This window comes from Arthrobacter luteolus NBRC 107841, assembly GCF_001552075.1.
In the GTDB taxonomy this organism is placed as follows: domain Bacteria; phylum Actinomycetota; class Actinomycetes; order Actinomycetales; family Micrococcaceae; genus Arthrobacter_B; species Arthrobacter_B luteolus.
This window is the reverse complement of the sequence record NZ_BCQM01000014.1, coordinates 26,140-50,135: the sequence shown is the minus strand read 5'-3', so window position 1 is coordinate 50,135 and position 23,996 is coordinate 26,140. Positions and strand designations below refer to the sequence as shown.

Below are 23,996 nucleotides of genomic sequence, written 5' to 3'. Positions count from 1 at the left end.
CGCGGCTGAAAAGTGACGGCAGCGACCAAACACTAAGATGTTGCGCACTCCTGCGTGAAACTCTTAGGCACGCCGAACTCACGGTGCTACGTTAGCCATATGCTCCCCAAAGCAGCACCCTCCGACACCGCTTCCCGGTCTGCCCGGGGCGCGGCGAAGACCCGCCTGCCCTGGCTGCTCGGCCCGGCGCTCGTGGCTGGTGTGGCGTATCTGGATCCGGGCAACGTGGCCAGCAACATGACCGCCGGAGCCCGTTTCGGCTATCTGCTGGTGTGGGTTGTCGTCGCCGGCAACACCATGGCCTGGCTGGTGCAGTACCTCTCCGCCAAGCTGGGGCTGGCCACCGGGCGGAGCCTGCCGGAACTGGTGGGGCAGCGGGTCAAATCCCCCACCGGCCGCCGGCTGTACTGGCTGCAGGCCGAGCTGGTGGCCATGGCCACCGACGTCGCGGAGGTGATCGGCGGCGCCGTCGCCCTCTGGCTGCTCTTTGACCTGCCGCTGCTGGCCGGCGGCATCATCACCGGCACCGTGTCGATGGCCGTCCTGGCCCTGCAGGGCAGCGGGCGGCACCGCGGCTTTGAATACGTGATCGTCTCGATGATGGCCATCATTGTCATCGGCTTCACCGCCGGTGTGTTTATCGCCCCACCGGATGCCGGAGCAGTCGCCGCAGGGCTGATGCCCCGGTTTGAGGGCGCCGAGTCCGTCCTGCTGGCCGCCTCCATCCTCGGTGCGACGGTGATGCCGCACGCCATCTATGCACACTCCGCACTCACCCGCGACCGGTTCCCCCAGCGGACGGAGCAGATGACCACGTCCACACTGATCCGGGCCACCCGCTGGGACGTCACGATTGCCCTGGCCGTTGCCGGCACCGTGAACCTGGCCATCCTGCTGCTGGCGGCAACCTCGCTGCAGGGCGTGGACGGCACGGACACCCTCGACGGCGCGCACGCGGCCATCGACGGCGCCCTTGGCGGCGGAATAGCGTTCCTCTTCGCGCTCGGGCTGCTGGCCTCCGGGCTGGCGTCCACCTCGGTCGGGGCCTACGCCGGCGCCGAAATCATGCAGGGCCTGCTGAAGATCCGGATCCCCATGCTGCTCCGCCGGCTGGTCACCCTACTGCCGGCGCTGGGCATTCTTGCAGCGGGCATTGATCCCACCTGGGCCCTGGTACTGAGTCAGGTGGTGCTCTCCTTCGGCATTCCGTTCGCACTGGTGCCGCTGCTGTGGCTGACCTCCAGCGCAGATCTGATGGGCATTCACCGGAACCGCTGGTGGACCACCGCCCTGGGCGCCGTCGTCGCGCTCCTGCTCATCACACTGAACATTGCCCTGCTCGTCCTGACCTTCAGCGGCGCGGCCTAGACCCGCAGGTCAGCCGTCCAGCGCTCCCTCCACCAGTGCGGTGGCAATGGCATCGGCGTCCTGGACAGCCGCCAGATAGCGTTCCGCGTCCAGGGCTGCGGAACAGCCGGTCCCGGCGGCTGTGATGGCCTGGCGGTAGCGGTGGTCCACGGCGTCGCCGCAGGCGAAGACGCCGTCCACGTTCGTCTGGGTGGTGGGTGCGGCCACGCGGATGTAGCCGGCGTCGTCCAGGTCGATCTGCCCGTGCAGCAGTTCCGTGCGCGGGACGTGTCCGATTGCCACGAAGACTCCCCCGACGGCCAGCTCACGGGTTTCGCCTGTGACGGTGTCCGCCAGGGTCAGCCCGGTGACCTTGTCCCCGCCCTGGATCGCGGTGACCTCGCTGTTCCAGGCAAAGCTGATCTTTTCGTGGCATTTGGCCCGCTGGGCCATGATCCGGGAGGCCCTGAGCTCACTGCGGCGGACCACCACCGTCACGTTCCTGGCGAAGCGGGTCAGGAAGAGCGCCTCCTCCATGGCCGAGTCTCCCCCGCCCACCACCGCCACCTCCTGGTTTCGGAAGAAGAAGCCGTCGCAGGTGGCGCACCAGGAAATCCCCCGGCCGTTCAGCTTCTTTTCCTCCGCCAGCCCCAGCTCCTTGTAGGCGGAGCCGGTGGCGAGGATAACGGTGCGGGCCTTCCAGGTGGTTCCGCCGCCGGTGACCACCCGCTTGGTGTGGCCGGACAGGTCCACCGAGACGACGTCGTCGTACTCCACCACCGCACCGAACTTTTCTGCCTGCCGTTTGAGTGCCTCCATGAGGTCCGGGCCCTGGATCCCGTCAGGGAATCCAGGGAAGTTCTCCACCTCGGTGGTGTTCATCAGTGCGCCGCCGGCGGTCACGGAACCGGCCAGGACCCGGGGTGCCAGGCCGGCGCGGGCGGCGTAGACGGCAGCGGTGTAGCCCGCGGGACCGGAGCCGATAATCAGGACGGAATCGGTTGTCATGGCTGCTCCTTGAGGATGGCCAGGCGTAGGGCCGGTTCCTCCAGTGTGGAACCGCCGGCCCCGCACTGCCAGAGGCCCTCGGGAACCTTAGGCCTGCACGTGGATACGGCGGCGGATCCGCACCGTTGCCAGCAGCGTGAAGATCACGGCCATCGCAGCGAGGCTGAACAGCACATACCCGGTGCCCACCTGCCAGTCGCCGACCTGCGCGGTGATGCCGAAGACCTCCTGCAGTTCCGCCGTCGCGGCCGGCTGGTCCCCGGTCATGGCGGGCAGCGTGTCAGCGGTCATCTCCTGCCGGAGCAGCATGGAGGACTGCATAAACGGCAGCGCGCTGACGAAGGTGCGCACACCCTCCGGGAAGTTGCCCACGGGGATGTAGGAGCCGGCCAGGAACCCTAGGACCGTGCCCACGATCGTGGACAGCGCGGAGTAGGCCCCGGCCGTGCGGATAAAGGAGACCACGAACGCGCTCAAGGCCGCGAAGGCGACGCAGGAAAGCACCAGGTACCCGGACATCCGCAGCAGCTGCCCGGCCCCCAGGCTCACCCCGCTGACCGTGTAGAGGTAGACCAGGCTCACGATCAGCACCAGGGCGGTCATGATCACCGAAATCAGGGTGGCGGAGAGCAGATAGCCGAGAATCAGCTTGCCGCGCTGGATCGGCGAGACCAGGAAGTCGCGGAACCGGCCCGACCCGGAATCCTCCACGAACACGTTCATGGCGCCCAGCGCCGTCGTAATGGAGGTGATGCCCAGGATTCCGGCGAACATCCAGCTGTCCACATAGGCCTTGATCTCCCCGCTGGTGGCCTGCGGAAAGGACTGGCCGAGCCCCTCGGTCTGCAGGTTGCCCAGGAACAGGGTGTAGAGCAGGAACACCACCAGCGCCGAAAGCAGGGAGAAGAAAACACCCAGGCGGTCGCGGAAGAAGAGCCGGAGATTCCGGGCGGTGAGGTCCATGATGGCGTTCATTCCTGGACTCCTTCCAGGGCTGGGGTCCGGCCGGTCAGGGCCAGGAAAACGTCGTCCATGGTGCCGTGCCTGAACTCGAAGTCCCGGACGGCGGCGCCGTGCCGGGCCAGGATCAGGCGGGCAGTCTCCGCCGTCTCCACGCCCAGGCGCACGACGGCGCCGTCCACGGATTTGATCCTGCCGCCCAGTTCCGCGGCCAGGGCTTCCAGACCGGGCAGATCGGCTGTGGTGATGGTGAGGATGCTGGAGCTGTGCCGGGCCCGGAGTTCGGCGGGAGTGCCGTCGGCGATGATGCGCCCCGCGTCGATGATGCAGACACGGTCTGCTTCCTCGGTTTCCTCCATGTAGTGCGTGGTGAGGAAAACGGTGAGTCCGTGGCGGTCGCGCAGTTCGTGGATGGTGGACCAGACGATCGCGCGGCTGGCCGGGTCCAGGCCGGCCGTCGGTTCGTCCAGGAAGATGATCGGCGGTGCGTGCAGCAGGGCACGGGCAATGTCCACGCGGCGCCGCTGGCCGCCGGAATAGGTTCCGTAGCGGCGGTCCAGGAAATCCCCCAGGTCAATCAGCGCGGACAGTTCGTTGATCCGGTCTTCGTTGGCGGCGCGGTCGGAGGAGTAGAAGCGGGCCCGCACGCGCAGGTTTTCCCGGCCCGTCAGCAGCGGGTCCAGGATCGATTCCTGGAAAACGACGCCGATGTTCCGGCGCACGCCTTCCCCGGCCGTCCGCACGTTGTGCCCGGCTACCTCGGCCGTGCCCGCTTCGAACGGGTTAACGGTGGTCAGGCAGCCGATGGTGGTCGACTTGCCCGCGCCGTTGGTGCCCAGGAACGCGAAAACGCTGCCCTGTTCCACCTCGAAGGAAATGTCGTCCACGGCGGTGGTGGAGCCGTATTTTTTGGTCAATCTCCGGACGGAGATGGCCGGCGGGTTTACAGTCAAAGCGCTCTTCCTGGGTCAGCGGCCTGCCGGTCCCCCCGGAAGGAACGGAGAGCGGATGAGCTGCCCCGATAGGGACAATCTAGCTGAGCCTGAAGACTGAAAGGCCCCTCCCGTCATTTATGTCGGGAGGGGCCTTTCAGATGGTCAAGAACCCATTTGTGGGCTGGGGCGCGGGTGCTACCCCGCCCCGGGTGCCGGTGCAGCTTCGGACTCGCTCGGCGTGGTTGAGGGGGTTGCGGACGGAGTCGGCGCCTGGGTGGGCGACGGCTCCTGTGCAGGAGCGGTCGGCGTCGGGTTAATCGTCGGCCGGGGCGTTGCCGTGGCCGACGGCGTCGCGTCCTTTTCCTCGTCCTTCTCATCGTCTGATTCAGACGGGCTGGGGCTCGGGCTCGGATTGGTCAGCAGATTGCTCGGCGGGTTCGCGAACGGTTCACCCGAGTGCAGGTCTCCGACCTGCTGCATGAACTTGGCCCAGGACGGAGCAGCGATCAGCGAACCGTCAATTTCGGGATAGAGCCGGCCGCCGATCTCCAGTCCGGACAGCGACGCGGTGCCGGCCTTCCAGTTGCCGATCCAGCTGGCCGTGGCCATCCCGGAGTTGTAGCCGATAAACCAGGTCTGTGACCGGCTGTCATTGGTACCGGTTTTGCCGGCCATGGGCTGGTTGCCGTAGTTCAGCAGCGAACCGGACCCCGACTTCATCACTTCCTGCGTCGCATAGTTCACGGCGCGGGCGGTTTCCTTGCTGATGACCTGATCGCACTCGGGTTCGGGAACCTCGTATGTGTCGCCGTTGGCGGCTGTGACCGAGACGAGCGCGCGCGGCTCGCACACGTTGCCTTCGGCGGCGAATCCTGCGAAAGCCTGGGCCATGGCCATCGGAGAGACGTCTTCCACACCGCCAAGCAGCGCCGACGGGTTCACGGTCAGCGCTTCCTCTTGACCGGAGGCGCTCTTGCCGTTGTGGATGCCCATGGATTCGGCGATGTTCATGATCCGGCACAGGTCCAGCTGCTTGGCAGAGGACATGGTGATGGTGTTCAGCGACTGGGCGAGGCCGCGCAGCACGGTGGCGTCACCGTAGTTGGTATCGCCGTAGTTCTGCGGGGTGTATCCCTCCGAGCCCACCACGAAGTTGCCGCCGTCCAGGCAGCTGGCTGTCCAGCGGTCGCCGGCCGGATAGGTCTTCTTCCGGCCGTCCAGCTGGGTGTTCAGCGACTTTCCGGCGTCGGCCCAGGCCGCCACCGTGAAGGGTTTGAACGTCGAGCCGGGCTGGAATCCGCCCACCCCGCCGAGGCTCTTCTCCGGATCACCGTCCTGGTACTGGTCCACGTTGAAGTTCAGCACGGAGTCACCGGGATTCTCCCCCGGGTTGTACCGGGTGTTCTGCGCCATGGAGAGGATGTTTCCGGTGCCCGGCTCCAGGCTGATCATCGAATGGCCAACCTGTCCGTCAGTGGTGTCCGGGTTGGCGGTCTCGTTGACGGCATCCTGCGCCGCCTGCTGGACCTGCGGATCCAGGGTGGTTTTGATGGTCAGGCCGGACCGGTAGAGCACGGATCTGCGCTCGTCGTCCGTGTTTCCGAACTCTTCGCTGTTCAGGACCAGGTTCTCCACGTACGCGCAGAAGTAGGGAGCCTGCTCGGCGCCGACGCAGCCGTTCAGGGTGGGGGTGATGTTCAGGTCCAGGCCGGTGGCAACAGCGGCGTCGTACTGGGCCTGGTCGATCTTGCCGTGCTCCAGCATGGTGCCGAGCACCAGGTTGCGCCGTTCCAGTGCCGCATCCGGATTCGACTGCGGATCATACATACTCGGCCCGTTCACCAGGCCAGCGAGGAGTGCGCTCTCCTGGATGTTCAGGTCCTTGGCGTCTTTGTTGAAAAGGTACTTCGACGCCGCCTGGACACCGTAGGTGTTGCCGGTGAACTGCACGATGTTGAAGTAGCCCTCGAGGATGTCGTCCTTGGACATCTCATTTTCCACGGCGATGGCCAGCCGGATCTCCCGGATCTTGTCCGAAATACCCTTGCTGCCGCTGTAGGTGGCTTCCTCGCCGCGTTCGTTGGCGGAGTTGATCAGTACGTTGGTGACCAGCTGCTGCGTGATGGTGGAGGCACCGCGGTTGGTTCCGCTGGAAATGTTGCTGGCCAGGGCGCCCATGATGCCCTCGACATCGACGCCGCCGTGTTCGTAAAACCGGTAGTCCTCGATGGCCAGAAGCGCGTCCACCATATGGGGAGAGACCTGATCGAAGGTGATCGGCTGGCGGTTCTCCTCGTAGAGGGTCGCGATGAGTGAATCATCGGAAGCCAGGATCCGGGTGGGCGTCGCCAGGGTGGCCCGCTCCAGTTCTGCCGGCAGTCCATCGAAGAACTTGATGGAGGCCGAGGCCGCCGAACCTGTCCCCGCGGCCATGGGAACGAACAGCCCGGCAACGAGCACGCCGCAGAGCACACTGACTCCCAGGAAGGAAAGCAGTCGTCCGAAGGTGGTTGCCGTGGTGAACACGGAAGATTTACGTGCAGCCATGATAAGGGAGCATAACCCAGGAACCTTTGATTTTTAGATTGATTGGCGGCCCAATACTGTGCATTACCGTTGCACCCAAGCGGGCATAGAGGATAATTCGCCGGCAGCGAAAGTGACCGGTTTCATGCTCCGGTCCTGGCACCCGGGGTTTTTGCTGTGTCCCAACTAATCTTCCGGACCCCATCCCCCGCGGGGGTCTGCCGCTGCTAGACTCCTGCACACTTCCTTGTGACGCCCGGGAGCGGCGGCGGACAGCAGCGAACCCCCTACCGGTTCTACTGCCGGACCTGCTGACTTGGACACCGGCGTCCAGTGAAGCCCGGAGCTACACCGGACTAGGAGAATCATGGCTCGATTACTCCAGGATCTGCGCCGCCTGCGAAAGACAGTCGACGGCCGGCTCAAAACGCCGCCGCCACCGCACGGCAACCATGAAGAAATCCATGCCCGCCTGGTTACCGCGATGAACTCCGCGAAGGCCGCGGGGCGGACGCTGGACGAACAGGAACGGGTGGCCGTGGAAGCCTCCGCTCATTTCGCGTCAGTTGCCGAGGCCTACCGGCTGCGCAGGGAAGCCGTGGAATCGGTGATGGCCGGGCCCACCAACGCCTCGCAGGCCGCACTGACCCTGGCCGCCACGGCCCGCCGGATGCACAGCCTGGCGATGGACCGGGAGTCCACGGCCGGCGCCCATCTCACCGATATCCGTTCCCGGCTCGAACGGGTGCAGCAGCTGATCTCCGATCTGGTGAAGGCTCAGGCACAGCTGCGGCTGGCGGTCACCGTGGAACAGAGCCGGACCCGGCTGGACGGACTGGGCGGTTCTGCAACCCCTGGCCTGCACAGCTCCGGGAACTCATTTGACGAAGAACTGCGTGAGGCCACCCGGCTGGCGCGGGAAGCAGAAGCCCTGGCAGAGCTGAAAGGCGGATGGGAATGAGTGAAGAATCGAGCGTGCGTGTTGGAGTGCCATTCACCCCGCCGCGTTCTTATTCGGAAAAGGCCGTCAGCCGGCTCATTTTCACCGCTGCGGCCTTCGTGATCTTCGGCGGGTTCAACGTCATCGCCGTGCTGCTGGCCATTCTCCTGGTGGTTTACCCCCTCCTGATCGCCAGGGAGAGACTCGTCCTGCGCCCGCGCCGGGAGGAGACGGAAACCGCCGCACTGAACGACGCCGTCGCCCAGTTCTTCCCCGGCGCACCGCAGGTGCGGCGCGAGCAGTGGCGGGCGCTGATGACCGCACGGAAGGGGAAAACGTTCCGTTTCCCGGACGACGTCGGCGGCGAGCTGCGGATGGTTCGCACCGGCCGGGCGGCGCTGGCAGGTCATGCTGCCCTTGCCGGGCAGCCGGTGCGGGCGCGCAGCCCCAAGCGGACGGAGATAGAGGTGACCTGCCGGTACGGGGACATCGGGCTGACGGACTTCGACACCATCATGACTGCCTCGGGACGTGACCCCAACATCGCCCGGGCCATCGCGGAGGTACGCCGGGGCTACCGGCACGGGCGGGAGTCTGCGTAACCCGGCTCATCGGGGCGAGCGGTCCACCTATATTGGGGCCATGACACTGAAACTCGGATTCATCGGCATCGTCACCCAGGACATGGCGGCCTCCCTGGCCTTTTACCGCGCTCTCGGCGTGGACATCGCTGCTGGTCAGGACGAGGCTCCGCACGTCGACGCCCAGCTCAGCGGCGGTACAACCCTCGCCTGGGACACTGTCCAGACGATCCGCGGCTTCGACGCCGGCTACGCACTTCCCTCCGGCGGGCACCGGATCGCGCTGGCCTTCGACAAAGGGACTCCGGCCGGCGTCGATCAGGCCTACGCCGAGTTGACCGCTGCCGGCTATGCCGGTCACGTTGATCCGTGGGACGCGCACTGGGGCCAGCGCTATGCGACGATCCTGGACCCCGACGGCAACTCCATCGACCTTTTCGCTGCGCTCGACGCCGGCTGAGCCGCAGGATGAGCCGGGCATGCCCGTTAGGTCGGCCCGCCTGAACCGCAGGATAAGCCGAGCCTGCCCGTTAGGCCGGCCCGTCCGCCTCTGAACGCTCCGGGACGACCGTCGCTGAAACTCCGCGGGATTCCCCCTTGGGCGACACGGGTTCCCACTCTTTGTAGCCTCGTGGGGCCAATGTGGTCACACCAGCCACAGGAGCGAACAAACAGTGGGAACGCGTGTTCGCCGGGTCCCGACCCCGCGCCGGATCCGGGACCTGCGGGGCTGGGTGGACCACTGAGGCTGGAGGGACCGGGCTGACGATCGACCCTGGGGAGGACTGCAATTAAGGGACCGGGGCTGACCAGCCCCGGATGGCCAAGGGTGGAGGGGCCGAGGGAAGGCGGCTTTAATAATCCATGCGAGCCCTGCGAGCAGGGATTTTCGTTGCCGCCGTCCCGGACCCTCCGGCCCCGGGACCCCCCGGAAACCAGGACACCAGGACACCAGGACACCAGGACACCAGGACACCAGGACACCAGGACACCAGGACACCAGGACAAAGAAAAACACCCCGGTCCGAAGACCGGGGTGCCAACTGTGGAGCTTAGGGGAATCGAACCCCTGACCTTTTCATTGCGAACGAAACGCTCTACCAACTGAGCTAAAGCCCCGTGCCCGGCACCGAAGCGCCGGATATACATCGGATAACAGCCTTGTCAGGCTACGCCGATTCTATGCACTCGCCTAGGTTGGGGGCAAAATCTGCCGGTGTGGTTGAGGCCCCCCGAACTGCTTGGCTAGGCTCGGAGGAGTGCGCGGCCGGGTGCAGCGGGGGTGCGGATACCCGCCCGGCGCTGCCGCCCGGAACCTATTAAGGAGCACACCGTGAGCCAGATCAAAGACATGCTGACCTCTCATCCGGCAGGCAATTCCAACGTCGACATGGAAGCTCTGGCTGCCTGTATCGAGGCCTGCTTCGACTGTGTGCAGACCTGCACCGCCTGCGCCGATGCCTGTCTGAGCGAAGACATGCTCGGAGACATGGTCAGCTGCATCCGCACCGATCTGGACTGCGCCGAGGTCTGCGCGGCCACCGGAAAGGTCCTGTCCCGGGCGGGCAAGGACTATGCCTCCACAGTTGAGCTCATCCGGGCGTGCGCTGCCGCCTGCCGCCGCAGCGCCGAAGAATGCGAACAGCACGCGGCCGCCCACGACCACTGCCGGATCTGTGCCCAGGCCTGCCACCGCTGCGCGGCCGCCTGCGACGCGGTGCTGCTGACGATTTCCGCTTAGGTTCCGTTACATGAGCAAGGAATACCGTGACGTAGTGGTCCTGCACGCCTCCAACGACCCCGGCGACGTGCAGCGCGCCCTGGCGGCAGCGGCCACGCTGGGTGCCGGTCAGCCGCAGACCGGCATCCGGGTGATCGTGAACGGCGCCGCACTGGACGGCCTCACGGGCACTGATCCAGTGGTCCTGCCGGCGAACACCGAAGTGGAAGCCTGCCTGGTCGGGATGGGTAAACGCGGCATCACCGTGGACCAGCTCCGGCCAGCCGTGCTGACCGTTCCTGCCGCGGTTGTTGCGCTGGCCCAGGCCCAGTTCACCGGCGCAGCCTACATCCGTATCTGAGGACGACGGCGAGCGCCGGTCAGTTCCGCGAGCGCCGCCCGTTGCCTCGTATTCCCGCAGGCTATTTCCGCCGGCGCAGGCCCCGCACCAGAATCCAGACGATCGGTGTCATCACCGCAATCAGCGTGACGGGGTTCGGCCGGAACACCGCGGGGCCTCCCTCGCGGCCCGCGTAAACACCCAGTGGAACCACCAGTCCCCCGGCTCCTCCGCCGCCGTCGCCGTCGGCATCTCCGCCGCCGCCGAAACCGGCCTGCACCAGCGCCACCGGCACCAGGGTTTCACCGCCGACCTGCACGGGCCCGCCGTAGGCCTTGCTGACGGCGGTGGTACGGAAGGTCTCGGCGAGGTCCGCAAGTATGTTCATGGCTCCATACTTCCGCCCGCGAGCATGCCGCGGATGTAGGCTGCCTGTCCGGCGTGTTCCAGGCAGTCGGCCAGGGAGCTGACCAGCCGGACCCCCAGAGTCACGGGCGGATCCCAGGAGGTGTCCACCACCTGGTCCAGGTCCGAGGGTGTCAGCCCCGAGACGAAGGCGATGGTCCGCGCGTTCACGGCGTCGTAATATCCCTGCAGCACCTCCGCGGACTGCACCTGGACCTTAGCCACTTCCTCGGAGGTGTGCCCGTAACCGGTGTCCTCCACCATCAGCGGCAGCCCCACCCGGTTTGCCCATCCCTCCGCCGTCCAGGCCTGCTGGTGCCCTGCCATGGGCGCGATTTGGGCATCCTCGACCCGCGCCAGGTGCCAGATCAGCCACGCAATCGAGTTTCCCTTCGGGTACGGCCGGTGGTTCAGCTGTTCCACGGGCAGGCCATGAAGGACCCGCCGAATGGTCCCGGGCAGGCGCCCGTACGCGTCAATGAGCAGGTCGCTCGATTCCATGGCACTCCACTTCGGATCACTGGACGACGACGGCGGCCGCCGGATGGATTCTTACCCTGCGGACATCGTTCCACCGCAGGGGAAGAAAAACACCACGCACCCGTTCCAAGCGGCAGAAGCGGTCCTAGACTTTTTCGATGGAGTGGATTGACGAACGTCCCGCCTGGCTCCCTCCCATCCCTCCCCCGCACCGTGGGCGGATACGGATCGTGGCGGGGATTCTGCTGGTCATCGGTGTGCTGATCACTGTCCTGGTAACCGCTTTCCTCGGCGGAATCATTTCCATGTACCTTTTCTGGCCACTGGCCGGGGGGATGCTCCTCCTCATTTCCGGGCTCCTGAGCCGCCGCCGGCTCCCCTGACCGCTGCCAGTCCCAGTCGCCTGCTGAGTCCACCGCTTGCTGACCACAGCGTCTGCTGAACCCAACGTCTGCGAACCCACGGTTTCGTAAAGTTCGGCATGCCGAACTTGTTTAATCAGCGTGCCGAACTTAGGGTTCTGCACATGCCCTTTCCTTCCCTGCCCCGCCGGCTGGCAGCGTTGCCCGCCGCCGCACTGCTGCTCGCCCTCTCCGCCTGTGCCGGCGCCTCCGGCTCCGCCGAAAGTGCCGGGGACAAACCCGTGGTCCTGACCACCTTCACCGTGCTGGCGGACATGGCCCGCAATGTCGCGGGCGACCATCTCCAGGTCGAATCGATCACCAAGGCCGGCGCGGAGATCCACGGCTACGAGCCCACCCCGGGCGATATCCGCCGCGCCGCGGGGGCGGACCTCATCCTGGACAACGGCATGAACCTCGAGGCATGGTTCGAGCAGTTCACGGCAGACCTCGACGTTCCGCGGATCACCGTCAGCGACGGCGTGGAGCCCATCAGCATCACCGAAGATGCCTACGCAGGACTGCCGAATCCGCACGCCTGGATGTCTCCCCTGAACGCCATGGTGTACGTGGACAACATGGCGGATGCCTTCGCCGGCCTCGACCCGGACAACGCCGGAGCATTCCGGGCCAACGCCGAAACCTATAAGGCCGAGCTGCAGGACATCCAGGACCAGCTGCTCGCGGACCTCGGGGCGCTGCCGGCGAACCAGCGGGCGCTGGTTACCTGTGAAGGAGCCTTCTCCTACCTCGCCCGCGACGCCGGCCTCACCGAACGCTACATCTGGGCCGTCAACGCCGAACAGCAGGCCACCCCGCAGCAGATCACCGCCGTGATCGGGTTCGTCACGGAAAACAGCGTCCCGGCAGCGTTCTGTGAATCCACCGTCTCGGACGCCCCGATGCAGCAGGCCCTGGAGGCAACCGATGCGGAGTTCGGCGGCACCCTCTACGTCGACTCGCTCTCCGAGGCCGGCGGCCCGGTTCCCACCTACCTGGATCTGATTCGCCACGACACCCGCACCATCGTCGCCGCCCTCACCGGGAGCGCTTCATGAAGCCGGCCGCCCGCCCAGCGGCACCGGCTCTGGAACTGGAGGCGGTGACGGTCCGGTATGACGACGTCACAGCCCTCGACGGCGTCAGCCTCGCCGTCGATCCGGGCCGGGTCTGCGGCCTGGTGGGGATGAACGGCTCCGGCAAGTCCACGCTCTTCAAAGTGCTGATGGGCCTGCTCAAACCCGCTGCAGGAGAAGTCCGGATCGCCGGGATGCCGCCCGCGAAGGCCCGGAAAGCCGGTCTGGTGGCCTACGTCCCGCAGAGCGAAGAGGTGGACTGGAGCTTCCCGCTCTCCGTCCGGGACGTGGTGATGACCGGCCGCTACGGACACATGGGGCCCAGCCGCCGTCCGCGTGCGGCGGACCGGGAAGCGGTCCATGACGCCCTGGCACGGGTGGAGCTGCAGGACCTCGCGGACCGGCAGATCGGCCGGCTCTCCGGTGGGCAGAAAAAGCGGACGTTCGTGGCCCGCGGAATCGCCCAGGGCGCCTCGGTGCTGCTGCTGGACGAGCCGTTCGCCGGCGTCGACAAACGTTCCGAAGCCACCATCACCGCCCTGCTGCGCCAGCTCGCCGCTGAAGGCCGCACCATCCTGGTCTCCACCCACGATCTGCACGCCCTGCCCCGGCTGGCCGATGAAGCAGTGCTGCTGATGCGCCGGGTCCTGGCCCAAGGGACCCCGGAGGAGGTGCTGCAGCCGGAGCAGCTGGCCCGGGCGTTCGGGCTCAATGTGATGGCGGGCGCCGGCACGGATGCCGCCACGGCCGCCGCCGCGGACGGGAGCCGGCTATGATCGATCTGCTGCTGGAACCGCTGGCCTACGATTTTATGGTCCGTGCCCTGGCCACGGCCGTGATCGCCGCCGTCGTCTGCGGGGTGCTCTCCTGCTGGCTGGTGCTGATCGGCTGGTCGCTGATGGGCGACGCCGTCTCCCACGCCGTGCTGCCCGGCGTGGTGCTGGCCTACATCGCCGGAGTGCCGTTCGCCGTCGGCGCCGTGGTCTTCGGCTTCCTGGCCGTAGGGCTGATCGGCCTGGTCCGGGATACCTCCCGGGTGAAGGAGGACGCCGCGATCGGCATCGTGTTCACCACGCTTTTCGCCGCCGGCCTGGTGCTGATCTCGGTGACGCCCAGTCAGACGGACCTGAATCACATCATCTTCGGCAACCTCCTCGGCGTCAGCTCGGGCGACCTGCTGCAGATCGGCATCCTCGCCGCCCTGACCCTGGCGGTGCTGCTGTTCAAGCGCCGCGATTTCACCCTGTACGCTTTCGACCCCACCCATGCCCACGCCGTCGGGCTGAATCCGCGGCTGCTGGGCGCGGCGCTGCTGGGGCTGCTGGCGCTGACCGCCGTCGTCGCGCTCCAGGCCGTGGGCGTGGTCCTGGTGGTGGCGATGCTGATCATCCCCGGTTCCACCGCGTATCTGCTGACCGACCGGTTCCCGCGGATGCTGGTCATTGCCCCGCTGATGGCAGCGGCGTGCGCCGTGGCGGGGATCTACGCCAGCTACTACCTGGACACCGCGACCGGTGCCATGGTGGTGCTGGCCCAGGGCTGCGCGTTCGCTCTAGCGTACCTGTTCAGTCCGCGCCAGGGTGTGGTGGGCCGTGCGCTGGCGGCCCGACGCCGGAGCCGGGCAGCCGCCGGGCAGGCGACTGAGCCTATGATTGGCGCATGACTTCTGCGTCCACGGGTGCCGGTTCCCAGTCCCAAACCCTCTCCCGCGGCCTTCAGGCGCTGGAACTGCTGGCGGACTCGGAGGCACCCTTGAGCATCGCTGAACTCTCGGCCGGGCTGGGCGTGCACCGCTCGATTGCGTATCGGATCCTGCGCACCCTGGAAGCGCATTCGCTGGTGATGCGCGACGACGCGGGCCGGGTCTCCGCCGCTCCGGGACTGGCCGCGCTGGCCCGGGGAGTCTCCCGCGACCTGCAGTCCGCGGCGCTGCCGGAGCTGACCATCGTGGCGAACGAGCTGTCCATGACGGCGTTCATCGCAGTGTGGGACCAGCACGACTGCGTCACCCTGGTCACCGTGGAACCCCGGCACAGCCGGGCCGCGCTGATCCAGCGGCCCGGCACCCGGCATTCGTTCACGGCCGGCGCGCCCGGGATCGCCATCCAGTCAGCGGTCACCGAGGAGCACTGGAACCGGCTCGCACCGGGCCAGCCCTACCGGCCCGAAGCCCGGCTCGCCCGCGGGCGGGGCTACGCCACCAGCTTCGGCGAGGTGATTGACGGTGTTGGAGCCGTCGCCGCACCGATCCAGGTGCCCGGCCAGCTGCCGGCGTCGCTCTCCGTGGTGTATTTCGGCTCCGGGAAGGACGAGGCAGGCATTGGCGCCCGGCTGATGGAGAGCGTCCGGCTGATCGAAGCGCAGCTGCGCTGAGCCGAACCCGGGCCGTGGCCTGAATCCTTGCCTGGCGCGCAGTTAGGCAAGCTTTCTCTTGCTGGAAAAGCCGTGCGCGGAGGCATACAACAAAGGCATGGTCATCAACCGTCTGTCTGTCAGCCGGGCACTCCGGCGTTATCCGATAGTCGCCGCCACCGTGGTGGTGATCACCGCCGTCCTGCTCCTCCTCGGGACCGGCGCGGAGACGGCCGCTGCATGGATTGCCAGCCTCTTTACCCTCGGCGTGGTGGGGCTGACGGGTGTGGGCATGGTCCGGGACATCCTGCGCGGACACTGGGGCCTGGACATCCTGGCCGTCGTCGCCATGCTCGCCACCGTGGCTGTCGGCGAGTACATTGCGGCGCTGATCATTGTCCTGATGCTCTCCGGCGGAGAAGCGCTGGAGGACTACGCGGCAGGGCGCGCCAAGCGCGAGCTGAATGCCCTGCTGGACCGTGCTCCGAATGTCGCCCACCGCCTGCCTTCCGGCGCGGATACCGGCGATCCGGACCCCGGCGCCCACAACCACGCCCAGGGGCTGGCGGAGGACATTCCAGCCACAGAGGTCGCCGTGGGGGATATCCTGCTGGTCAAACCGGCCGAAGTGGTGCCGGTGGACGGCATCCTGCTCTCCGAGGCCGCGTCCTTTGACGAATCCTCACTGACCGGTGAGTCGATGCCCGTGGCCCGGACCGAGGGCGGGACCGTGATGAGCGGTTCGGTCAACGGCACCCACGCGATCCGGATCCAGGCCACTGCGACGACGGCGGACAGCCAGTACCAGCGCATCGTGGCCCTGGTGCAGGAAGCGTCGGAGTCCAAGGCTCCGGTGGTGCGGCTGGCCGACCGGTACGCCGTGCCGTTCACGGCGGTGTCCCTGCTGATCGCCGGAATTGCCTGGGCGGTGTCCGGGGATCCGGTCCGGTTCGCCGAAGTCCTGGTGCTGGCAACACCCTGCCCGCTGCTGATCGCGGCCCCGGTTGCCTTTATGGGCGGGATGAGCCGGGCGGCCGGCAGCGGCATCATCGTCAAGGGCGGCGCGGTGCTGGAGCAGCTGGCCCGGGCGAAGAGTGCGGCCTTCGACAAGACCGGCACCCTGACCTACGGCCGGCCGGAGCTGGTGGCGGTGAACCCGGAACCCGGTTTCACCGCAGACGGGCTCCTGGCCCTGGCCGCGTCAGCTGAACAGTATTCTTCCCACGTCCTCGCGGCGTCCGTGCTGACTGCAGCCGAGCAGCGCGGGCTGCAGCCGGTTCCCGCCGACACCGCCCAGGAAGTGGCCACCAACGGCGTCGAAGCGCTCATCGGCGGCCGTACGGTGCGGGTCGGCAAGCGCCGGTTCGTTGCCGAAGTGGACCCACAGACCCGGCCGGTGGACCTCTCCCCCGGCCAGATGGGTGTCTACCTCAGCGTGGACGGCCGGTTCGCCGGCACCCTGGTCATGAGCGACACCGCCCGGGATAACGCCGCGGCGACCCTGGACGGGCTGCGCAGCCTCGGCATCACTGACACCGTGATGCTCACCGGCGACGGACTGGCCACGGCCCAGAGCATGGCGGCCGCGGTCGGAATCACGGAGGTCCAGGCCGAGCTGCTGCCCCAGGACAAGGTCGCCGCCGTCGCGGCGCTGCCGCACCGCCCGGTGATCATGGTGGGCGACGGCGTCAACGACGCCCCGGTGCTCGCGGCGGCCGACGTCGGCATCGCCATGGGCGCGCGTGGTTCCACGGCCGCAAGCGAGTCCGCCGACGTCGTGATTGTCGCTGACGATATTTCCAAGGTCGCCGCTGCCGTGGACATCAGCCAGCGGACCCTGCGGGTGGCGCTGGGCAGCATCTGGCTCGGAATCGCGCTGAGCATTGTGCTGATGCTCGTGGCCGCCTTCGGATTCATTCCTGCCGTCGCCGGCGCCCTGACCCAGGAGCTCGTGGACCTGGTGGCGATACTCAACGCGCTGCGGGCGCTGCATGGCCGGAAGCTGTTCCAGCGGACGGCGAAAAGGACTACTGTACAGACGGCTGCAGTCTCAGGTTCCGGCTGATCCGGAACCTCCCCGACCCGCAGGAGGGGGTCTCCCGTGAGCATTCAGGAGGAACAGGTCCAGCGCTACATGGACGGTTTCCGCCACCGCGACCACCAGGCGATTCTCGCCTGCCTGACCGACGACGTCGTCTGGCGCATCCACGGTGCGCGCACCACCCGGGGCAAACCGGAGTTCGACGCCGAGATTGGCGCTCCCGGGTTCGAAGGCAGCCCGGACCTCAGTATTGAGCGCATGATCAGCTCCGGGAACACCACGGTGATAACCGGTTCAGGCCACAGCAGCCATCCAAACGTGGGGCCGGTCCATTTCAACTACTGCGACGTCCTGACCTTCCGGGACGGCCTGATCAGCGAGGTTGACTCCTACATGGTGGCGGTTCCCTGACCCTGCCGCGGTAGACCCGGCCGGCGGTGAGCGATTCGGCCGTCCGCTAGATTGAAGGCATGACTGCTGCGGGGGCTGTGCTCGAAATTTCGGATCTCAGCGTGGGGTACGGCGGCGCTCCTGTCTGCGGATCCATCACCGCAGCAGCCGGCGCCGGCGAGGTCCTGGGCGTGGTGGGCTTCAACGGCGCAGGCAAGTCGACCGCCGCCCGCACCATCGCGGGCAAGCAGCCAATGCTCGACGGCGAGGTGCGGGTGCATGGGCTGCCGGTCAACGAAGACGGTATCCCGTTCCGCCGGCAGGTTGCCGCGCTTTTCGACGAGGACGCCTTCTTTCCCTCCCTCTCCCTGCGGGAACACCTTCAGCTGGTGGCCCGCGGACACTCGGTTCCGGATCCCGATGCCGCGGTGGAGGCAGAGCTGGAGTTCTTCGCCCTGGTGGACAGGGCTGATGCCGTTCCGGCCGCTGTTTCCTCCGGGCAGCGGCGCCGGCTGCTGCTGGCCTCCGCCCTGATCCGCCCCTCCTCGCTGCTGATCCTGGACGAACCGGAGCAGCGCCTGGACCCGGTGATGCGCGAACGCTTGGGCAAACGGATCAAGGCCTACGCCGCCGAAGGCGGGACCGTCCTGCTGGTCACGCATGATCCGGCCCTGCTCCTGGCCACGGCCGACCGCTGCCTGCTTATTGACGACGACGTGCGGGAGATCGCCCCGGAGCGCGCCGCCGCGGAAATCGCCGGACGCTGACCGTGGCGCAGGACGCCGCCGTTGGGACGGACCCCACCGCCTTCAACCCGGTCCGGTTTACCCGCCAGGTTTCACGGAGCAACACCCGCGGCCGCACCCGGATCCGCGATGTCCTCATCGACGCCTACTCAGCCCTGCTGGCGGCGGGAACGGTCGGCGCCCTGACAGCCGGACTCGTGCTGGCACTCCGGGAGCAGGTGTCCACAGTCTGGAATGGCGGGGATGCCGGGCGCACCCTGACGGAGGCACCGTGGATTGACCTGCCCGACGGCGCCGCATCCATCGTCCTGGTCTTCGCGGCCCTGGTGGCGGTGCTGGGTATGGCCCGGAAGTTTGGCCCGGCCGCTGTGGCTCCGGCCGAAGGGTACTGGTGGCTCAGCCTGCCCGTGGACCGGCGTCCGATGATTGCCGGGCGGCTGGTCCGCCGCCTGCTCCTGGTGGGGGCCGGTGCAGCCGTGCTCTATTTACCCATCGGTTTCATCACCAACCTCGATGCGGGGCCGGCGGATCAGCTGGGCGGTGCCGCCGTCTTCGGACTGGCAGCACTCTGCGCGGTGCTGGCCGCGGCAGTGCGGCAGGCAGGGCTCGGCCCCCGGCCTCTGGGACCGGATGCGGGATCGGCGGTTCTGGGCGCTGCGGCTGGACCGCTTCCCGGCCTGGTGTTGCTCGCAGCCCTGAGCTTCCTGCCCGGGTTGGCTGCTGCGGGCGTGATCTGGGCGGGGGCCGCCGCCCTGGCCGCCGCCGTCGGGCTGGGTCTTTTGGTCTTTCCCCGGCTGGACCGGATCCCGAGCCGGGAGCTGATCCGCGGCGGAGGCGTTTCCGGTCATGCCGGTGCTGCGCTTTTCCTGATGGATCCCAACGAACTGGGCCGGGCCCTCACCTCCGCACCCGGCACCGGCACCGGCACCAAACGGTCCCACCGGGCGCACCGCTGGTATGCGCAAGGATCGCGGACGCCGTTCGGTGCGCTGCTGCGTGCCGACACCACAGCGTTCCTGCGTACTCCCGGGCTCTGGGGCCGGCCGCTGCTGCTGCTGGCCCTCTGCACCGCGCTGCTCCTCACCGGCGGCAGCCAGCCGGTGCTGCTCCAGCTGGCCCTGGTTGCGGTGGCCATTTGTGCAGCCGTGCCGGCAATGGGCGCGCTGGCGCGGCAGACCGCGATCACCCCCGGGCTGGATATGCTGCTCCCGCTCTCCCCCGCCGTGGTGCGGCTGAGCCGGCTTGCGCTGCCGGCAGCGGCGTCGGCGGTGTGGGCCGGGACGTTTTGTGCCGCCCTGGTGCTGCTGGGCGCGGGCAGTCCGGCCCTGATCGCCCTGGGCGCACTGGCCGGGCTGGGCTTCGGGGCTGCTGCGGTGCGGGGCGCCTACCGCCCCCAGCCCGATTGGACCGCTCCGCCCGCAGAGACCGTTTTCGGCCCGGTGCCAACCGCCCAGGCCGGATCCATGATCCGCGGGCTGGACACTACACTGCTGGCGCTGGTGCCGCTGCTGCTGGGCCTGTTCCTGGGCTACGCTCCGGGCGTGCTGCTGCTGGCCCAGGCGGGCGTTTCCGCGGTATGCGTTCTTGTGGTGATGTACTCCAACCCCAAGTAGGGTGCTCGAACCCGGCACATCGCATGCCGGGTTCGAGCCGCCTGAAGCAGCTGTGCCGCTGGCTCAGCTCATCCGCTGGATCAGCTCATCCGCTGGGCCTCTGCCAGCCGGTGCTGGACGTTCCGCGAAGCGTCGTAGAGCTCGCGGTACAGGCTGTACAGGGCGTTATAGCGTTCGCGCAGGGACGGATCGGGGCGGATGACCTCGCTCGGCGGGTTCCAGTCCGAGATCCGGACGGAATCTTTCGCCGTGATCTGTGCGGCCAGGAAGGCCGCGCCGTAACTCGCGCCGATCGTCCGGGCGGGGATCACCTGTTCGCGTCCGGTCACATCGGACACGATCTGGGTCCAAAGTCCGCCCTGCGTTCCGCCGCCCACCGCCACGATCCGGGTGATGTCGCCGCCGGCGGCTTCCATCGCCTCGATGTTGTGGCGCACGCCCATCGCCGTCGCTTCCAGTGCCGCCCGGTACAGGTCTCCGCGGGTCGTGGACAGGGTGAGCCCGGCGATAACACCGCGGGCGTCCGGATCCGCGATCGGCGTCCTTTCACCCGCGAAGTACGGGAGCATCAGGATGCCGTGCGCGCCGGGACCGGATTCCTGGGCCTCGGAGAGCAGCTGCGGATACTCCGGGGAGCCGAAGATTTCCCGCAGCCAGCCGGTGATAGCCCCTGAGGTGGCCATCCCGCCGGCCAGGCACCGGGTGCCTTCGTAGGCACCGAGGGTGCCCCACAGTTCGGGAACGTCGATCCGTTCCGTGACCGTGTGCACCAGGAACATGGTGGTTCCGTACATCAGCATCAGGTCCCCGGGCCCGGTGGCGCCGACGCTCACTGCCTCGGTCCAGGCGTCGATCGTCCCGATGCACACCGGAACGCCGGCCGGAAGGCCCGTCGCCCGGGAGGCTGCCGCCGTCACCTGTCCGACGACGTCGCCGGGCCAGAGCAGCGGCGGCAGGTCCAGGTCCGGTGCGATCCGCTCGGTCCAGGGTTTGTACCAAACGAGGGCGTCCGAATCGTAGAGCGGGGTGCACTGGCTGGCGGAGTGGTGGTCAAGCCCGTACTCCCCGGTCAGGTGGTAGGCCAGCCACGACGCCGGCATGTACAGCCGCCGGGCCGCGGCGAAGACCTCCGTTTCGTGGACGGCCAGCCACTCCAGCTTCGGGCCCACCGCCTGGGTGGAGAGCGTTGACCCGCAGCGGCCCAGGATTTCCGCGTCGCCGCCAAGCTCCGCGGTGAGTGCGGTGATCTCCGCCGTGGCCCGGGTGTCCACCCCGTACAGGATGGCCGGACGCAGCGGCGTCGAGTGCTCGTCGGTGACGAGGACGCAGGGACCCATTCCGCTGACCCCTACACCGACGATTGTCACGGCATCTGTCACCAGCGCAGCAGTGATGCTGCGGAACTCCTCCCACCACACTGCTGCATCCATCTCGACCCAGCCGGGGTGCGGCCGGTCGACCCGGTGTTCCCTGGTCTCGGAGGCCAGGACGTTGCCTTCGAGATCCACCAGGACACCCTTGCTGCTGCTGGTTCCGATGTCGACGCCGAGCACAGCTTTGCGGGGGAAGGAGCCGAACACGTTACAGCGCCACTTCGCCGCACAGGTGCACGTGCACGCCCAGCTCGTGGAACAGGGCAGCCTTGGCGGCCAGTCCCTTGTCCGCGGTCTCCGCGTCCGGGGCGTAGACCACCTGGACGTGGTTGGCCTTGTGCCGGGCCATCAGCTGGTCGCGGGATACTCCGTGCAGCACGGCGTGCATGATCGGCCACTGTTTGTCCGTGGCGTTGAGCCGGCGCTGGGTTTCTTCCTCTGGCAGGGCAACCACGTGGCCCCGGCCGAGGTCCACGTGCAGTTCGTCGTCCATGATGAAGACGCGTGACCAGACGATCTCGCCGGGCTTGGACGTGCCGGAGAGCGTGGACCCGCCTCGGGGGAAGAACACCGCGGGCTGGCGGTGGCCGAACGATTTGTCGTAGCCGCCGTTGTGGGATGCCGGGACCGCGCCGGAGATCTCGAAAACCCAGACGAACTCGCCGTCGTACTCTTCGCCCCAGCGGATGTCGTGGAGGGTGTTCGCCGGGTCCAGGCCCATGGCGGTCCAGATCCGGTTGGTGACCAGGGCGTCAACTGCCACGCCCTCGTCAACCTCGTTGAAGTGCGGGAGAGCAGCATCCCGGTACAGCTCACGGGAACCGTCGCGGGAGAGGACCGGCGGCCGGGAGACGTTATTAAGCAGGCCTTCCACCAGGTCGGAGGCCGGGGCCATGTCCTTGAGTCCCTGCTGGTACTGGATGCCGATGGCGTCGGCGCCGAAGTCGTCGGCGATGCGGACGGCGGCCACGTACATTTTGAGCTGTTCGTGCACCTGATCCTCAGTGAGGTCCTCGGCGTCGTCGGGCCCAAAGTGGAAGGTGAAGCCGGCGTCGTCGAGCCACTGCCGGATTTCCTTCGCTTCCCCATCCGTCACCTGGCGCATTTCGGCGAGCAGCGCCGACTGGGAGAGCCGTTCCTTGTAGATGCCGAGCGGGTTCAGCAGCTCGTCATCGATGATGGCGTTGTACATACCCATGCAGCCTTCATCGAACACGCCGATGATCGCTTTTTCGTCCCGGAGCTGCCGGGCCAGCGCGGCACCCAGCCGGGTTTCCTCCGAATCCGGCAGGGCGGGCAGGTCGCGGACATGGCTGAGGTCGTGGTTGATGGTGCCGATGCGGAGCCATTCCTCCACCTTGCCGATGGCCCAGTCGTCACTGAAGTCCTTGCTCCACAGCGAGGAGTACGGCACACCGGCTTTGGTGAGGGAGCCCGTGAGGTTCAGCAGGCCCACCAGTCCGGGGAAGTCCCCGGCCCAGTTGGCGACCACCAGGATAGGGCCGCGGTGCGAGCGCAGGCCGGCGAGGACATGGTGGCTGTACTGCCAGACGGCGTCGACCACCACCAGCGGCGCCTCTGCGGGGATGTTGCGGAAAACGTCCATGCCGGCGCGCTGGCTGTCGATGAATCCGTGGCCGGTCTCCGGATTAGTTCCGTGGGCGCGCTCGACGGTGAATCCAAAGCGCCCGACGGCGGCGGCGAAGTCCGCCTCGAGCTGCTGCTGGGTGCCCCAGCCGGCGAGGTTCGCGCTCAGCCGCAGGTCGCCGCTGGCGACGGTATAAACGGTCTTTTCCTTCAGGGCAGGCAGATGCTGTTCAGCTGGGAAGGTGTACGTGCTCATTGCTTCTCCTTGTGATCGGAATCGAGTCGATCAGGTGATGGTGCGAAGTAAAAAGGTCTAGGCGTGGCTGGCGGCGGCGGCGGACAGCTCTGTGGCCAGGGCTCCGTCGATCGCGGCCATCGGCATGCGGCTGCGCCAGCTGCCGGGAACGTTCACCGCGACGGCGGCCTTCAATCGGATGATGGAGGGACCGGCGAGGGAGACCAGGTTCTCCACGGTGTCCTGGAGTGCCTTCGTTTCCTCTGCTCCGGAGGCGTCGACGGCGCGCGCCAGCGCGGCGAAGGTCGCTGGGAACGCGGCCGAGACGCCGGAAACAACGCCGCTGCCTCCGCTGGCCATCACAAACGGCAGGGTGGCGTCATTGCCGGAGTAGAGCTCCTGGCCGGGCACCAGGCACTTGGCGTAGGCCTCGAGTTCCTCACTGGCGGCACCGGAGAGCTTCACTCCGCGGACACCGGGCAGCTGCATGATCCGTTCAAAGACGGCCACGCCGACAGTGATCCCGGTCCGTTCCGGGAACAGGTACACATAGTGGTCGACGCCGGGAAGCGCGGCGGTCACGGCCTGGTAGAACCCGTAAACGGCGTCGTCGTCAGCGGGCAGGTAGTACGGATTCAGGGTCGCCATCCGGCTGATGCCCAGGCGCTGGGCCGTATGGCCGAGCCGGATGACCTGCTGGGGGCTGGCGTGCCCGATGTGGGCAATGACCCGGTCCGCACCGAAGGCCACGATGGCCCGGCGGAACGTTTCGAGCCGCTCGTCGTCGTCCAGCGCCGGGAATTCCCCGGTGGTCCCGGCGACGAGGACACCGTGGACGTGCGGCTCAACGCGGGCCAGCAGCGCCTCGTACGCGGACCAGTCCACAGCCCCGTCGTCAGTGAAGGGAAGCGGGAGGGCGCTGATGATCTGTGCGGTCATG

General features: G+C 67.5%; 24 protein-coding genes and 1 tRNA gene. 15 read left to right on the top strand and 10 right to left on the bottom strand.

The genetic code is table 11. From position 1 onward, the window contains the following. Positions 1 to 99: 99 nt before the first annotated feature. Positions 100 to 1,368 carry an Nramp family divalent metal transporter gene (locus tag AL3_RS16660; protein WP_066303180.1) on the top strand — a complete coding sequence of 423 codons (1,269 nt, stop codon included), beginning with the start codon at positions 100 to 102 and terminating at the stop codon, positions 1,366 to 1,368. 9 nt (positions 1,369 to 1,377) lie between these two features. Here the strand turns inward: AL3_RS16660 and trxB are convergent, their stop codons facing one another. From trxB to AL3_RS16640, 4 genes are all read right to left on the bottom strand, one after another. Beyond that, positions 1,378 to 2,355, bottom strand: a complete 978-nt coding sequence (gene trxB, locus AL3_RS16655) for a thioredoxin-disulfide reductase (protein WP_066303178.1) — start codon at positions 2,353 to 2,355, stop codon at positions 1,378 to 1,380. Positions 2,356 to 2,442: 87 nt separating this feature from the next. Beyond that, the gene (locus tag AL3_RS16650) at positions 2,443 to 3,330 is read right to left on the bottom strand and encodes an ABC transporter permease (RefSeq protein WP_066303176.1); all 888 of its coding nucleotides are present in this window, start codon (positions 3,328 to 3,330) and stop codon (positions 2,443 to 2,445) included. Next, positions 3,327 to 4,268, bottom strand: coding sequence for an ABC transporter ATP-binding protein (locus AL3_RS16645; protein WP_066303174.1), 942 nt, complete (start codon positions 4,266 to 4,268; stop codon positions 3,327 to 3,329). Before AL3_RS16645 ends, AL3_RS16650 begins: the two co-directional genes overlap by 4 nt. A gap of 177 nt (positions 4,269 to 4,445) precedes the next feature. After that, positions 4,446 to 6,797, bottom strand: a complete 2,352-nt coding sequence (locus AL3_RS16640) for a transglycosylase domain-containing protein (RefSeq protein ID WP_066303172.1) — start codon at positions 6,795 to 6,797, stop codon at positions 4,446 to 4,448. A gap of 346 nt (positions 6,798 to 7,143) precedes the next feature. On the opposite strand from AL3_RS16640, the gene AL3_RS16635 reads away from it, so the two are divergent. The 3 genes from AL3_RS16635 to AL3_RS16625 are packed head-to-tail and all read left to right on the top strand — an operon-like array spanning position 7,144 to position 8,757. Continuing rightward, entirely contained in the window at positions 7,144 to 7,737 is a 594-nt protein-coding gene (locus tag AL3_RS16635; protein ID WP_151723864.1) for a hypothetical protein, read from the top strand. After that, on the top strand, positions 7,734 to 8,318 hold the full coding sequence (locus AL3_RS16630) for a hypothetical protein (RefSeq protein WP_066303168.1): 585 nt from the start codon (positions 7,734 to 7,736) through the stop codon (positions 8,316 to 8,318). The genes AL3_RS16635 and AL3_RS16630 overlap by 4 nt, the downstream gene beginning before the upstream one ends. A 40-nt stretch (positions 8,319 to 8,358) precedes the next feature. After that, a complete protein-coding gene (locus AL3_RS16625) occupies positions 8,359 to 8,757 on the top strand; it encodes a VOC family protein (protein WP_066303165.1) in 399 nt (132 codons plus the stop codon). A gap of 586 nt (positions 8,758 to 9,343) precedes the next feature. Here the strand turns inward: AL3_RS16625 and AL3_RS16620 are convergent. After that, positions 9,344 to 9,416: transfer RNA gene (locus tag AL3_RS16620), tRNA-Ala, on the bottom strand. A 214-nt stretch (positions 9,417 to 9,630) separates the two neighbouring features. On the opposite strand from AL3_RS16620, the gene AL3_RS16615 reads away from it, so the two are divergent. Both AL3_RS16615 and AL3_RS16610 read left to right on the top strand, forming a co-directional pair. Beyond that, complete coding sequence (locus AL3_RS16615) at positions 9,631 to 10,038, top strand: four-helix bundle copper-binding protein (protein ID WP_425481672.1); 408 nt, start codon at positions 9,631 to 9,633, stop codon at positions 10,036 to 10,038. A gap of 10 nt (positions 10,039 to 10,048) precedes the next feature. Then, positions 10,049 to 10,378 (top strand): hypothetical protein, encoded by a 330-nt coding sequence (locus tag AL3_RS16610; protein WP_151723863.1) that lies wholly within the window; start codon positions 10,049 to 10,051, stop codon positions 10,376 to 10,378. 61 nt (positions 10,379 to 10,439) lie between these two features. Here the strand turns inward: AL3_RS16610 and AL3_RS16605 are convergent, their stop codons facing one another. Both AL3_RS16605 and AL3_RS16600 read right to left on the bottom strand, forming a co-directional pair. Continuing rightward, a complete protein-coding gene (locus AL3_RS16605; protein ID WP_066303159.1) occupies positions 10,440 to 10,745 on the bottom strand; it encodes a hypothetical protein in 306 nt (101 codons plus the stop codon). Next, positions 10,742 to 11,263, bottom strand: coding sequence for a mycothiol transferase (locus tag AL3_RS16600; RefSeq protein WP_066303157.1), 522 nt, complete (start codon positions 11,261 to 11,263; stop codon positions 10,742 to 10,744). The genes AL3_RS16605 and AL3_RS16600 overlap by 4 nt, the downstream gene beginning before the upstream one ends. A gap of 209 nt (positions 11,264 to 11,472) precedes the next feature. On the opposite strand from AL3_RS16600, the gene AL3_RS18550 reads away from it, so the two are divergent. The 9 genes from AL3_RS18550 (at position 11,473) to AL3_RS16560 (ending at position 19,861) form a co-directional block, all read left to right on the top strand. Further along, entirely contained in the window at positions 11,473 to 11,625 is a 153-nt protein-coding gene (locus AL3_RS18550; RefSeq protein ID WP_157075274.1) for a hypothetical protein, read from the top strand. A 143-nt stretch (positions 11,626 to 11,768) separates the two neighbouring features. After that, positions 11,769 to 12,701: a metal ABC transporter substrate-binding protein gene (locus AL3_RS16595; protein ID WP_066303153.1), complete on the top strand. Its 933-nt coding sequence runs from the start codon at positions 11,769 to 11,771 to the stop codon at positions 12,699 to 12,701. Next, positions 12,698 to 13,495: a metal ABC transporter ATP-binding protein gene (locus AL3_RS16590; RefSeq protein ID WP_066303151.1), complete on the top strand. Its 798-nt coding sequence runs from the start codon at positions 12,698 to 12,700 to the stop codon at positions 13,493 to 13,495. The genes AL3_RS16595 and AL3_RS16590 overlap by 4 nt, the downstream gene beginning before the upstream one ends. Beyond that, positions 13,492 to 14,382 carry a metal ABC transporter permease gene (locus tag AL3_RS16585; RefSeq protein WP_066303149.1) on the top strand — a complete coding sequence of 297 codons (891 nt, stop codon included), beginning with the start codon at positions 13,492 to 13,494 and terminating at the stop codon, positions 14,380 to 14,382. The genes AL3_RS16590 and AL3_RS16585 overlap by 4 nt, the downstream gene beginning before the upstream one ends. Beyond that, on the top strand, positions 14,379 to 15,092 hold the full coding sequence (locus AL3_RS16580) for an IclR family transcriptional regulator (RefSeq protein ID WP_066303147.1): 714 nt from the start codon (positions 14,379 to 14,381) through the stop codon (positions 15,090 to 15,092). Before AL3_RS16585 ends, AL3_RS16580 begins: the two co-directional genes overlap by 4 nt. A 97-nt stretch (positions 15,093 to 15,189) precedes the next feature. After that, positions 15,190 to 17,136, top strand: coding sequence for a heavy metal translocating P-type ATPase (locus AL3_RS16575; RefSeq protein WP_066303145.1), 1,947 nt, complete (start codon positions 15,190 to 15,192; stop codon positions 17,134 to 17,136). Positions 17,137 to 17,172: 36 nt separating this feature from the next. Next, on the top strand, positions 17,173 to 17,523 hold the full coding sequence (locus AL3_RS16570; RefSeq protein WP_205054070.1) for a nuclear transport factor 2 family protein: 351 nt from the start codon (positions 17,173 to 17,175) through the stop codon (positions 17,521 to 17,523). 59 nt (positions 17,524 to 17,582) lie between these two features. Next, positions 17,583 to 18,269 carry an ABC transporter ATP-binding protein gene (locus tag AL3_RS16565; protein WP_066303141.1) on the top strand — a complete coding sequence of 229 codons (687 nt, stop codon included), beginning with the start codon at positions 17,583 to 17,585 and terminating at the stop codon, positions 18,267 to 18,269. A 2-nt stretch (positions 18,270 to 18,271) separates the two neighbouring features. Then, positions 18,272 to 19,861 carry a DUF6297 family protein gene (locus AL3_RS16560; protein WP_066303139.1) on the top strand — a complete coding sequence of 530 codons (1,590 nt, stop codon included), beginning with the start codon at positions 18,272 to 18,274 and terminating at the stop codon, positions 19,859 to 19,861. A gap of 80 nt (positions 19,862 to 19,941) precedes the next feature. On the opposite strand, the gene AL3_RS16555 is transcribed toward AL3_RS16560, so the two are convergent. The 3 genes from AL3_RS16555 to AL3_RS16545 are packed head-to-tail and all read right to left on the bottom strand — an operon-like array spanning position 19,942 to position 23,995. After that, positions 19,942 to 21,441 (bottom strand): FGGY-family carbohydrate kinase, encoded by a 1,500-nt coding sequence (locus tag AL3_RS16555; RefSeq protein ID WP_174522154.1) that lies wholly within the window; start codon positions 21,439 to 21,441, stop codon positions 19,942 to 19,944. 1 nt (position 21,442) lies between these two features. Next, the gene (locus tag AL3_RS16550; RefSeq protein ID WP_066303137.1) at positions 21,443 to 23,077 is read right to left on the bottom strand and encodes a fucose isomerase; all 1,635 of its coding nucleotides are present in this window, start codon (positions 23,075 to 23,077) and stop codon (positions 21,443 to 21,445) included. Between the two features lie 57 nt (positions 23,078 to 23,134). Then, entirely contained in the window at positions 23,135 to 23,995 is an 861-nt protein-coding gene (locus AL3_RS16545) for a dihydrodipicolinate synthase family protein (RefSeq protein WP_066303135.1), read from the bottom strand. Between the last annotated feature and the right edge of the window lies 1 nt (position 23,996).